Origin of the sequence: Brevundimonas sp. (genome assembly GCF_041688735.1) — a bacterium.
Taxonomy (GTDB): Bacteria; Pseudomonadota; Alphaproteobacteria; order Caulobacterales; family Caulobacteraceae; genus Brevundimonas.
Genome location: NZ_JBDNHO010000082.1, coordinates 1 through 11,536 on the forward strand (window position 1 = coordinate 1; position 11,536 = coordinate 11,536).

10 protein-coding genes are annotated in these 11,536 nt (G+C 65.3%); 3 read left to right on the top strand and 7 right to left on the bottom strand.

Annotated features, from left to right (window positions below; genetic code table 11):
• Positions 1 to 128 precede the first annotated feature (128 nt).
• From ACESMO_RS08475 to ACESMO_RS08500, 6 genes are read right to left on the bottom strand one after another with little or no spacing between them, the layout of a single operon-like run.
• A complete protein-coding gene (locus tag ACESMO_RS08475; protein ID WP_372707722.1) occupies positions 129 to 1,112 on the bottom strand; it encodes an SUMF1/EgtB/PvdO family nonheme iron enzyme in 984 nt (327 codons plus the stop codon).
• Positions 1,109 to 2,908 (bottom strand): long-chain-acyl-CoA synthetase, encoded by a 1,800-nt coding sequence (locus ACESMO_RS08480; protein ID WP_372707723.1) that lies wholly within the window; start codon positions 2,906 to 2,908, stop codon positions 1,109 to 1,111. Before ACESMO_RS08480 ends, ACESMO_RS08475 begins: the two co-directional genes overlap by 4 nt.
• Positions 2,905 to 3,606, bottom strand: a complete 702-nt coding sequence (locus tag ACESMO_RS08485) for a glutathione S-transferase family protein (protein ID WP_372707724.1) — start codon at positions 3,604 to 3,606, stop codon at positions 2,905 to 2,907. The genes ACESMO_RS08480 and ACESMO_RS08485 overlap by 4 nt, the downstream gene beginning before the upstream one ends.
• Positions 3,603 to 4,430 carry a formylglycine-generating enzyme family protein gene (locus ACESMO_RS08490; protein ID WP_372707725.1) on the bottom strand — a complete coding sequence of 276 codons (828 nt, stop codon included), beginning with the start codon at positions 4,428 to 4,430 and terminating at the stop codon, positions 3,603 to 3,605. Before ACESMO_RS08490 ends, ACESMO_RS08485 begins: the two co-directional genes overlap by 4 nt.
• Positions 4,431 to 4,453: 23 nt before the next feature.
• Positions 4,454 to 6,856, bottom strand: a complete 2,403-nt coding sequence (locus tag ACESMO_RS08495) for an arylsulfatase (protein ID WP_372707726.1) — start codon at positions 6,854 to 6,856, stop codon at positions 4,454 to 4,456.
• On the bottom strand, positions 6,853 to 7,938 hold the full coding sequence (locus tag ACESMO_RS08500) for a glutathione S-transferase C-terminal domain-containing protein (protein WP_372707727.1): 1,086 nt from the start codon (positions 7,936 to 7,938) through the stop codon (positions 6,853 to 6,855). Before ACESMO_RS08500 ends, ACESMO_RS08495 begins: the two co-directional genes overlap by 4 nt.
• Before the next feature lie 61 nt (positions 7,939 to 7,999).
• Here ACESMO_RS08500 and ACESMO_RS08505 point away from each other — a divergent pair, with 61 nt between their 5' ends.
• A complete protein-coding gene (locus tag ACESMO_RS08505) occupies positions 8,000 to 9,061 on the top strand; it encodes a glutathione S-transferase family protein (protein WP_372707728.1) in 1,062 nt (353 codons plus the stop codon).
• Positions 9,062 to 9,073: 12 nt separating this feature from the next.
• Positions 9,074 to 10,237 (top strand): glutathione S-transferase family protein, encoded by a 1,164-nt coding sequence (locus tag ACESMO_RS08510; RefSeq protein WP_372707729.1) that lies wholly within the window; start codon positions 9,074 to 9,076, stop codon positions 10,235 to 10,237.
• Positions 10,238 to 10,257: 20 nt separating this feature from the next.
• Here ACESMO_RS08510 and ACESMO_RS08515 read toward each other — a convergent pair whose 3' ends face one another.
• Positions 10,258 to 10,560 carry an SCP2 sterol-binding domain-containing protein gene (locus tag ACESMO_RS08515; protein ID WP_372707730.1) on the bottom strand — a complete coding sequence of 101 codons (303 nt, stop codon included), beginning with the start codon at positions 10,558 to 10,560 and terminating at the stop codon, positions 10,258 to 10,260.
• Positions 10,561 to 10,666: 106 nt separating this feature from the next.
• Here ACESMO_RS08515 and ACESMO_RS08520 point away from each other — a divergent pair, with 106 nt between their 5' ends.
• Entirely contained in the window at positions 10,667 to 11,293 is a 627-nt protein-coding gene (locus ACESMO_RS08520; protein WP_372707731.1) for a hypothetical protein, read from the top strand.
• The last annotated feature ends 243 nt before the right edge of the window (positions 11,294 to 11,536 follow it).

The following is an 11,536-nucleotide window of genomic DNA, read 5'->3' on the forward strand; positions in this document are numbered from 1 at the left end:
GGCGCTGACGGCGGACAATCGACAGGAACGGCCGCAACAGCACCAACTGGCCATGGAGCGCCAGCCGGCTGCGGCAGCGGCTGCGGCGTTTCCGGCTGCGGGACTATGAGGTGCAGACCGGGGCCTGATCACGGCATCGCTGCGACCGTGCGGAAGCCGACATGGGAAGCCCCCAGGGTCAGGTCCTGGGCCTGGCGAGCGCCCGGGCGGTACCGCATGCAATAGTTGGGCGCACAGAGGTAACTGCCGCCCTTGATGACTCCCACCGCGACGCCAGGCTGACGCGGATCCGCTCCGGGCTCGCCCGGTGCGACCGTCCGTGACCGGCTCTGCCGGTACGGATCAGAGGTCCATTCCCAGACATTGCCGATCATGTCGTGAATTCCCAGGCTGTTGGCTTGGAAGCACCCCACGGGCGCAGCACCGTCATAGCCATCCCGGCCCGTGTTCCTGACCGGAAAAACGCCCTGCCAGGTGTTGGCCTCGGACGGTTGCTGACTGGCATTTCCGGCGGCGGCATCCGCCGACCGCGCCGCCCATTCCCATTCGATCTCGGTCGGCAGGCGACGCCCGGCCCATTGCGCATAGGCCTGGGCATCGGCCAGGGCGATATGAACCACCGGGAGGAAGTCTCGGCCGTTCAGGTCACTTCCGGGTCCTTCGGGATGTCGCCAGGATGCACCGGGAACGAAGGTCCACCAGGTCCCGGGATCGCCGGGATCGAACCGCTCGCTGCCCAGCCGGAAAACCGCAGAACCCGGCTGGAGAGCCGCCGCCGGCATGCCGGGATACTGCGCCGGATCGACCGGCCGCTCGGCAACCGTGAGATAGCCGGTCTCGTCAACAAAGCGGGCGAACCGGGCATTGGTCACCTCGGTCGCATCGATGCGGAACGCTGCAACCGTCTCGAAGCGTGGCGGACCCTCATCTTCATAGACGTCGTCGCCCATCAGGAAGCGCCCGGCCGGCACATTGATCAGCTGTCCCGGTTGATCCGTCGTGGGGGACGCCGGGCAGACTACCGGAGCGATCCGGGCGGCGGGACTGCAACTGCCCAGTCCCGCCATGACGAGGGTGGCAAGGATGGCGACCCGTTGCGCCCGACCGGTCATAGCCGCAGGGTCCCGGAAACGATCTCGGTATGGAGCTCGGGCGACAGGCGCACATAGGCCTCGTGGCGGGGGTCGTCGAACATCAGGGTGTCGGCGATGGCGCGGGGGTCAAACCCTTCCCGCACGGCTTCGGCCTTCTTCTGTTTGAACGTGCCGGTCACCTCCATGGCCGGGGTCAGGCGCAGAAACAGCGGCCGGGCGTAGCCCGGCAGGCCCGCATGCACCGCCTCGCGAACCAGGGCCAGATCGCACTGTGCGTCGTCCACGACCAGACTGGCCATGCCGGTGCGGCCGCTGCAGCCGGGGATCTCCACGCCATAGACGTTGACCTCGAGGATGCCCGGCACGGCGGCGATAACCCCGGCGACCTCGGCGGTGGAGACATTCTCGCCCTTCCAGCGGAACGTGTCCCCTATACGGTCGACGAAATAGAAATAGCCGAGCCGGTCGGATCGCATGAGGTCACCCGACCGGAACCAGGCATCACCCGGCTCGAACACGTCGCGGAGAATCTTGCTCTCGGTCGCACCGGCGTCGGAATAGCCCTCAAACCGCATCTCGGCCTTGGCCGGATCAATCCGGGCGATGGCTTCGCCAACCTCGCCCTCGGCGCAGGGGATGCACCGGCCGGAGGTATCCCGGACGGAACATTCCGCAACGGCGTCGAACCGGATCAGAGCCACATTGACCGCACCCTTCATATAGGAGGGGACCCTGCCGATCGCATGCGGCCCCCCATCGAGGTTGAATAGGGTCAGATTGCTCTCGGTCGCTCCGTAGAATTCGAGGATCCGGGGAATGGCGAACCGCGCCTGGAACCGATCCCAAACGTCGGGTCGCAGACCGTTGCCGATGACCAGCCGCAGCCGGTGCCGACGCTCGTCCGGGTGGGCCGGGGCGTTGAGCAGATAGCGGCAGAGTTCACCAATATACTGGAACAGGGTCGCGTCGAAACGGACGCAATCGCTCCAGAAGGCGCTGGCCGAGAACGTCCGGCGCAGACCGATGGCCCCACCCACGGTCAGGGCGATGCCAGGCGCACAGACCCCGCCGACCGTGTGATAGAGCGGCAGGGGCGCATAAATGACATCACGCGCTGTCGATCCGGTGGCAGCCGCAAAGGAATGCATGGTCAGCAGCATCCGCAGATGGGTGATCCGCGCGGCCTTCGGCAAGCCGGTCGTACCGCTCGTATAGATCAGCAGGACCAGGTCTTCCGCCCGGATGCCGGCGCGCAGCTTCCGGTCGGGGCGCGCGGACGAGGCGTTCAGCAGCACCGAGTCGAGATCGGCGAAATCGTCGGCCGCCGCGCCCGACAGCCAGGCCGTAGTCGCGGTCCGCAGATGGCGACGCGCAGAGCGCCAGGCCTCGGCGAACGGGGCATCAACGATGACATGGTCGGCCCCGGCGGTTTCCACACAATGGGCCAATCCGGCTCCGGTCAGCTGGGTATTAATCAGCGCCGTCGACAGACCGGCCTTGGCCATGCCGAACCAGATCGCCAGATAGTCAGGCCGGTTCTCCATGAGCAGGGCAACCGTCGCGCCCGGCTTTAACCCCTGGTCCAGCGCCCATGCGGCATAGCGGTTGGCTCTGCGCTCGAGGTCGGCATAGGTCCAGCGCTCTTCCTCGAACAGGATGGCAACCCGTGCGGCATGACGGTCGACAGCCCCTTCGAGGTCATCGGCAAGATTGACGCCGGTGCCCGGTTTGAGACGGGATATACGGGCCAGCATGCGCAGACCCCCGCGAAGGAAGCGAACCTCGCGCCCAAGCGCGGAAAACAGGCCGGTCAATCCTTGGACCCACCCATGTTGACCAGGGTTTGCCCCCCGCGGGCGAAGGTCTCGGCACCGCTGCGGCTGGCCGCCATCATGGCCTCGAGGTCAAACGGCACCTTGATACCCGCCTGGGCCGCCGGACGGGCTGCAATGGCGGCAACCCAACGCTGAAGGTGTTCGAACGGTTCGATGTTCACGCCCGACCATTTGTGCGTCCTGACCCAGCACCAGTTGGCGATATCGGCGATGGAATAGTCCCCGGCCAGCCATTCATGATCCGCCAGATGCCGATCGAGGACACCGAACAGCCGTCCGCTTTCGCCCTGGTAGCGATCGATTACGACCTGGATTTTTTCGGGGAAATAGCGATGGAAGACGTTGGCCTGTCCCATCATCGGGCCGATCCCGCCCATCTGGAACATCAGCCACTGGAGCAAGCGACTGCGCCCCTTGGCGTCCGAGGGCATCAGCTGCCCGGTCTTTTCAGCAAGGTAGATGAGGATCGCGCCGGATTCGAAGACCGCGAAATCGTCGGCGTCGTGATCGACAATGGCCGGGATGCGGCCATTGGGGTTGATCGCCAGATAGTCCGGTGCCCGCTGCGCACCGGAGAGCAGGTCGATGGCATGGACCTGATAGGGCAGGCCCAGTTCCTCAAGCGCCACGGAGGCCTTCCAGCCGTTCGGGGTCGGAGCGGTGTAGAGAGAAATCATGGGGCTTCGTCCAGGCTGGAAGGCAGATCCTGGGCACACCGAAAACCGATGTGTCCTGTCGAGGTTTCGGGGGGCAGTCCGGTTCTAGCGGCCGGTCGATAGCGCGCGCAATATTCACCCGCACAGAGGTATGAACCGCCCTTCAGCGTCTGCCGGACCGCGCTGGCGGTGCCCTGGCTGCACCCGCAGGTCGGTGTCCGGTCAAACGGATCGGAAGTCCACTCCCAGACATTGCCGATCATGTCGAAAAGTCCATAGCCATTGGCCGGGTAGGCTCCGACCGCGGTCGTTCCGGGTGCGGGATCCTCCGACCACCACGGAAAGGCGCCTCGCCAGATGTTGGCCATCAGCCGCCCGCCCGGGACAAGGCTGTCGCCCCAGGCATAGTCGGCCTGGTCCAGACCCCCGCGCGCCGCTACCTCCCACTCCCGCGCGTTCGGCAGGCGCTTGCCGACCCAGGCGCAATAGGCGCGTGCATCCTCGCAAGAGATATGGACCACCGGGTGATCCTCGCGGCCCGCGATCGACGATCCAGGGCCGCGCGGACAGTGCCAGGCAGTTCCATCGACGAACCGCCACCACTGTTCCGGGCGGCTCAGGTCCACGGCCCCCGGAGTCATGACAAACACCGCCGAGCCTGGCGGATCGAGCTGTTCAGCGGTCGTCACCCACCCGGTCTCCCCGACAAACCGGGCAAAAGCTGCGTTGGTCACCGGGCCTATGTCGATGGCAAAGCCCGGTACCTCGACCGCACGCACCGGGCGTTCCTCGGGATAGTGGTCGTCGGACCCCAGGTGGAAGACACCACCGGGTATAGCCACCATGCTCCCGAGCGCTGCCCCTGGGCTCATACGGTCATGCCCATGCGATCGAGGAAGCGACGGATTTCAAGGGGATTGGTCGGCTTGTTGTCGACCTCGATCAGGACCCGCTCGATCGTGCCGCCGAACGGGTTCGGACCCGAATAGCGGGCCGAGACTTGGTTGCCGGAATCGGCACCGATCGAAAAACCGTCATAGCCCGGCGAGAACAGGACCTGTTCATAGGTCCGCTCGCCGGCCTTGCGACCGTTCACAAACAGGATGCCGCGGCCATCAAACGGGCGGGCCGTCATCGTCTGGACATAGCGGACGGTATTCCGGCCCCGCACCAGCGGGACGCTGGCGACGATCCGCTCGCTCCAGGGCACGAGACTGTATTCATAGGTCAGCCGTCCGTCCTCGACATAGAGCACATAGCCGGCATGTTTGGATCCGGAGGCCAGCAGTACCCCGTCCTGTCCCGGTGCCCAGGTCAGATCAACGGTGACCTTGTGATCGAGACCACAGACGAGCGGGGCCACATCCGGCCCCAGTCGCTCGACCGGCGGCCGGAAATCCCAGCGAGCCCGAAGACCCTTGGCCTGGCGGTCCTGCACGAGTTTGAGCATGAGGCTGCGGTCATCCAGCGGGAATACGTTGTATTTCTCGGCATCGGCCTGCCATGCAGCCCGAAGCCGCTGCACGACCTCGGGATTGGCCGCCGCGAGGTCCCTGCTCTCGTTGAAGTCCTGGCTGAGGTCGTACAGTTCCCAGACATCATCTTCCTGCAGGGTACCGCGTTTGTGCCGGCAGACCAGCCGCCAGCGGCCGTCCTCATAAGCCCTGTTGCCTCCCAGTTCGTAATACTGTCCGACCCGCGTATTTGCCCGGCCCGAAAGGAGGTTGGGCAGGAAACTGGCCCCCTCCAACGGCTTTTGAGGGGCACCGAGATAGGTCTCCGGCCGGTCCACGCCGGCCGCTTCAAGCAGGGTCGGCATGACGTCGACGACGTGGACAAACTTTTCCCGCACCCGGCCCTTGTCGCGGATCCGGCGCGGCCAGGACACGATCAGGGGGTCGGCGACGCCACCCAGGTGGGCATACTGCTTGTAGAGGCGGAATGGCGTGTTCGAGACACAGGCCCAGGCCATCGGGTAATGGGGGAAGGTCGCGTCCTCGCCCATAACATCATAGAGTTCGGCGGCCATCTCGACCGGCACCGGCCGACCGAACGCAGGTGCGAAGACGTTGGGCGATCCCTCGGGGGTTCCTTCGCCGGACCCTCCATTGTCCGACATGACCAGTACCAGGGTGTTATCGGCCTGACCGAGGTCCCGCAGGGTCTCCATCAGCCGCCCGACATTACGGTCCATATTGGTGATCATGGCGGCATACACCTCCATGTAGCGGGCAAAGACCCGCCGCTCGACGGCGCTCAGCTCGGCCCAGGGTCGGGTGCCGAAGGACAGGGGCGGCAGGCTGGTCGTCGCCGGCGACAGACCCATTGCCTTCTGCCGCTCCAGCCGGGCCGCACGGACCGCATCCCAGCCGATGTCATACTGCCCCTTGTAGGCGTCGCGCTCGCGTCCCCGCGCTTGGAGCGGCGAATGGGCGCCGGGGAAGGCCAACTGGAGATGGAAGGGCTTGTCCGGCGACAGGGCCTTCTGCGTGCGGATATAGCTGATCGCCCGGTCGGTCAGATCGTCACAGACATAGTAGTCGTCCGCGACGGGCGGTTCGACCGGTGTCACACCGTCGTGCAGGGTCGAGGGTTTGAAATAGTCGGTTGAATGGCCCTGGAACCAGTAGGCGCGCTCAAAGCCGCGCGAGGTCGGCCAGTTGTGATAGGGCCCGTTGGGGCCGCTGCTGCTCGAATTATTGACATGCCATTTGCCGACCAGGAAGGTCGACCAGCCGGCATCGCGCAGGATCTCGGGCATGGTCGCGGCCTCGCGTGTCAGGTCGCCGCGATAGCCCGGATAGCCGGCGTCGATATCCGCCAGCCAGCCCATGCCGGCAGAATGGGAATTAAGCCCCGTGAGCAGCGCTGCCCGGGTCGGCGAACACATGGCGCAGGTGCGGAAATTGGAATATCGCACGCCCGCCCCGGCCAGGGCGTCGAACGCCGGTGTCCGGATCTCGCTGCCGTAACAGCCCAGATCGGCGAAACCGACGTCATCCAGAACGATCGTGATGATGTTCGGCGCGCCCTGAGGGGCCGTCGGCTCACCGGAATAGGACGGGCGTGAATCCCGGAAGGATTCTCGCACCCGCGCGGCCGCTCCGTCAGGCAATGCTGCGGGGGTGATATAGGGCGCTGTGGCCTCGCGGATCGCTCCGATCGCCAGGGCACCACCGGCCGCTGCCGCGGTCCCGGCCGCCGTTCCGATCAACAGCGACCGGCGATCGAGCTGGCGGAATGACCATTTCTTCGGGTCCCGATCAGTCATGCCGCAACTCCTTCGGATCCGTCGCTGGTGAGCAGCGAGTAACACCCGGTTTCTACAAGAACAGGCTCGAGCCGCGCGCGCGCTTCGTGGTCCAGGCCCGCGAAGGCCGTAAGGACCGCCTGCAGGCATTTGGCCTGATAGCGATCCGTGGGCTGCGACAACTCAACGCCTCCTGCCCGGTAGCGGAACGTCGCCTGCCCCGAGCGCAGGGCGGTGGCATTGGCCGTGAGACAGGGCAGGTAGTGTGTCGAGCATTCGACGAGCAGGGCCCTCAGCGCCGGCGAGTCGACGTCCTCGTCCCACTGGCCCTCGACCTCGCCCGACAGGTCATCGGAAATCTGTACCCAGCGGAACAGCCACGGATACAGCTCCCGCATGAGCGCCTGGGGCGTCGGGTCGGTGGCGAGCTGGGTCAGCTGACCGTAGAAGGCCATGTCCGCCGCACTCGGGCGGTCGCCAAACAGGAAGCCCCGCTCGACCACCCGCTGGTTCAGGGCGGACATGATCCTGGCGGCCGAGGCTTCGATGACCGGCTGGGCCGCCTCGCCGGCACCCACGAGATCGCGGCGCCCGACCTGACGGTCCCGCCAGACCGCAGCCTGTTGGACAATGGCATCAACCCCGCCCCCCCGAACGGCGTCAAACGCAAGCCAGCGGCTCATCTGTTCCTGGTCCACCGGCCGGGCCCAGCGGTAGAGATACATGGCCTTGGACAGCCACTCGTCCGCCATATCCTCGAGCAGCAGCGACAGGAAGGCCACCGCCGGATCCGTCGGGACAAGACTGCGCCCGCCCGGATGCCAGGCCTCAAGTCGCTGGATCAGTCCTGTGGAGTCATTCCAGGCCTCGCCCTCCGGGGTGACGAGCACGGGCGCCACCTTGGCCTTCATCGCCTGTGCGGCCATGAACCCGACCAAACCACCCTGCCAGACAAACGGAATTCGCCGATACCGGAGGACCGCGCGCATCTTCATCGAATAGGGTGATCCGATCGCCCCCTTGAGCTGATACAAGCCCGACCCCGCCAGATCTTCGTGCAAATTAACCTCCGCTGCAGGGTTGGAACTGTCTACTATTGGCATTCAGGCTGCCATAATGATGGTGGCAGGGAGGCCCGTCAATCGATCTGGCCGGAGTGTTACAATGCTGGTCGTGCATGGGCTGGATCTGTCGTATTTTACGGGCAAGCTGGAAGGCTATCTGCGCGCCAAGGGCCTGCCCTATCGACTGTGTGAGATCAGCGTCGGCAGCTTCCGCCGGCTGGCGCGCCACACCGGCGTGCAGCAGATGCCGCAGCTGGAAATGCCGGACGGACGCTGGATGACGGATACGGTCCGGATCATCGACGCCCTCGAGACCGAATGGCCGGAACCCGCCCTGACCCCTTCAGACCCGGTCTGTGGGTTCATATCCGGACTGATAGAGACCTTTGCCGACGAGCACCTCTGGCGACCGGCACTCTACTACCGATGGGCTTTCGCCGACGATGCGCGTCTGATGAGCGCGCGCCTGGCGCGCGGCATGCTGCGGGACATCCCCGGCCCGGCGGCCCTGAAACGCCTGCCGATCCTGTGGCGGCAGCGCGCCCACTATCTGCGAGGCGAGGGCGTGACATCGGCGAACCGGGCCGCGATCGAGGCGGACTATCTCGATCTGCTGGATGCCCTTGAGCCTGTCCTCAGCCGACGGGACTGGGTCATGGGCGATGCGCCGACACGTGCTGATATCGGGCTGTTCGGTCCGATGTTCCGCCATTTTCACTGCGACCCGACGCCCGGCCGGATCATGCGGGCGCGGGCACCGTCCGTCGCAGCCTGGGTCACGCGACTGTGGGCGCTGAACGGAACCGGGGGAGCCGACGCACGGTCAGTGACGTCGATGACTGACGATCTGGGCGGTGTCATCAGCCTGATCGTGGAGCGTTGCCTGCCCGAGCTCATGGCGAATGCCGCCGCCTGCGCAGCCGGCGCGGGCCAGGTTCGATACCGGCTCGGCAACAACGACATTCGCTATTCGACCAACCCCTACCGGGCTGGACGGCTGTCACGCCTGCAGCACGCCTTCTCTGCCCTGCCCCCATCCGCCCGGAACACTTTGACCGACCTGCTCGGCGCGGCTGCCGTTCGGCTGCTGTCAGGGCCGGTCTTCCCCGAATTCGTCCCTGCCCCCGGTCTGAGTGACCGCCAGGGCCGCCCAATCCGCTGACGAGGTACAGCCATGAGCACACCCTATCTTCTCTACGGCATGCCGGTATCCATGTTTACCGGCAAGGCCCGGGCCCACCTGCGCAAGCGCGGCGTTCCGTTCCAGGAAAGGCTGGTCAATGACCCGCGGTTTGGCGGCACCATCGCGCCGGCATTGGGCCGGTTCATGATCCCGGTCCTGGAGACGCCCGACGGCACCATCATCCAGGATACGGCCGATATTCTCGATCACGTCGAACAGGCCTTTCCGGCCGCCGTCTCGATCTATCCGACCGGCCCCCGACAGTCGGTCATCGCCCGTATTTTCGAACTGTTCGGTGATGAGGGCATGATCCGGACCGGCATGCACTATCGCTGGAGCTTTCCCGCACAGAACTACGCATTTATCCAGGCCGGGTTCGCCGCCGGAATCGCGCCCTCTGCCGATCCGTCGCAGGTCCCGATGATCGCCGAAGCACCGATGGCGAAAATGGGGGGCTACCTGCCCGTCCTGGGTGTAACGGCCGAGACCATCCCCGCCATAGAACAGGCCTATGAGACCCTGCTGGCCGCTCTCGACCAGCATTTCCGTCGGTCGCCATACCTGCTGGGCGGGGTGCCCAGCATCGGCGATTTTGGCCTGCTGTCGTCCTTCTATGCCCATCTGGGACGTGACCCCTACCCGGCCGATCAGATGCGGCGGCGGGCCTATTTCGTCTTGCGCTGGGTCGAGCGGATGAATGCGGCCGATGCCGATATGCCGGAGTTCGCCGATATGGATCCGGCCTATGCCGCGGACGACAGCCTGGCCGAGACCTTGGGTCCGGTCTGCGCGGCCGTGGCCGGGATCTACGGTGCCGAACTGACGGCCCAGGTCGAAGCGCTGGACCGTTGGCTGGCCGACCATCCAGATCTCGCTGCCGGTGAGCTCCTGCAGTCAGAAGACCGGAGCCGTCGTCCCAAGGGGCAGCTGACTTTCGATCTGATGGGGACGCCTGTCACGACCGCCCTGAGGGCCTTCAGTGTCTTCAAACTGCAGTCGGTGACCGACGCCTTTGACCGACTGGAACCGGCCGGGCGCGAGTCCGTACGGGCCTATCTCGCGCCGCTGGGACTGGCCCACTGGCTCGAGCTCAAGGCGCGCCGACGCATTGAGCGGATTGGGAACCGCGAGGTGTGGGCCGGTCCCCCGAGCTGAGCGACCGGCCCGGCTGTTCTCTAGTTCAGGATATTGCCCAGCTGCATGGCCAGGCCCATGTCGCCCTCAATCTTGATCTTGCCAGACATGAAGCCCGCCGTCGGGTTCAGACGGCCGGCGGCCATTTCGAGGAAGTCGCCTTGCGAGATCTTGACTGTGCAGTCGGCCGCACCGTCTTCATTGTCGACCACCACTTCGTCGCCCCGGGAGTCGATCCGGATGGCTCCATCGTCGCCGAAATGGAACTTCACCGTCTTGCCCTTGATGCCACCGTTGGCCGCGACGCGGCCCCGGATCTCCGAGGTGATTTCGTCTAGCGTCATGTCACGTTCCTCCGGTATGGAAATAAAACAGGTTAAGGTGGCTGGAATAGCCACTTCGGATGCGTAATGTTTTGGCATTCCGGATGTCAATATTTGGAGCATTCTTTTGCTGGAAAGCGCGGACGAACAGCCTGTTGTCGACGGCCGGCGCATCCGCAGTCAGCGCAGCCGCTCTGCGGTCGCCCGGGCACTGCTCGACCTGGTTCGCGAGACACGTCAGATGCCGACGATGGACGCGGTCGCCGACCGGGCCAATGTGTCCCGGCGCTCCGTATTCCGGCTTTTCGCCGACACCAATGAGCTGATCATCGCGGCGACCCAATTGCAGCGCGAAGAGGTCTTCGCCCGGTTTCATTCACGCGACATCAGCGGCCTGCCCGAACCCGAGCTGATTACTGCAGTGGCGCAGAGACTGGGCAGGCTGTGGGAATATGTGAGCCCGGTGCGGGACGTCGCTCGATCCATGCGGGCTGTGAAACCTGTGATCGACCGGATGCTGCGCGAGGATGAAGGCACCCACCGCAATTACCTGAACACCGTCTTCACGGCGTCGTTGAACCAGGCGGCCGAAGCCGATCGGGAACTGTTCCTGCGCTCCATGGTCCTGGCCTCATCCTGGCCAACATGGATCGGAATGCGCCGCGACCAGCAGTTGACCGTGGTCGAGGCCAGACGGGTGATGGAGCATACGCTTCGGTCGCTGCTGCTGGCCGCCCGAACGCCAGCTGGCTGAGCCCCGAAGCAACCGGGACAGACCTGCTGCCCCGGGGCCGGTTCTGCCCGGGTGATGCTCACGTCCCAGCCTGGAGCCTCGATCGAAATCCGGGTCTGGACGCGATCACGCCCAAACCGAAATCGATCTAGCATTACAGTTGCAGTCTGGTTTTGATGTGGGCGCGTCGTGCGGCTGCTTGGTGGGCTCTTCGCCAGAGGGACCAAGCGATCACTTCGGCGGGCTCGATCTGCTGCTGAGCCA

What these genes read in the sequence shown, in the direction of transcription:
- ACESMO_RS08475 (WP_372707722.1), bottom strand. Translation starts at nt 1,112, where the DNA reads ATGACCGGTCGGGCGCAACGGGTCGCCATCCTTGCCACCCTCGTCATG.
- ACESMO_RS08505 (WP_372707728.1), top strand. Translation starts at nt 8,000, where the DNA reads ATGCTGGTCGTGCATGGGCTGGATCTGTCGTATTTTACGGGCAAGCTG.
- ACESMO_RS08515 (WP_372707730.1), bottom strand. Translation starts at nt 10,560, where the DNA reads ATGACGCTAGACGAAATCACCTCGGAGATCCGGGGCCGCGTCGCGGCC.
- ACESMO_RS08490 (WP_372707725.1), bottom strand. Translation starts at nt 4,430, where the DNA reads ATGGTGGCTATACCCGGTGGTGTCTTCCACCTGGGGTCCGACGACCAC.
- ACESMO_RS08485 (WP_372707724.1), bottom strand. Translation starts at nt 3,606, where the DNA reads ATGATTTCTCTCTACACCGCTCCGACCCCGAACGGCTGGAAGGCCTCC.
- ACESMO_RS08500 (WP_372707727.1), bottom strand. Translation starts at nt 7,938, where the DNA reads ATGCCAATAGTAGACAGTTCCAACCCTGCAGCGGAGGTTAATTTGCAC.
- ACESMO_RS08510 (WP_372707729.1), top strand. Translation starts at nt 9,074, where the DNA reads ATGAGCACACCCTATCTTCTCTACGGCATGCCGGTATCCATGTTTACC.
- ACESMO_RS08495 (WP_372707726.1), bottom strand. Translation starts at nt 6,856, where the DNA reads ATGACTGATCGGGACCCGAAGAAATGGTCATTCCGCCAGCTCGATCGC.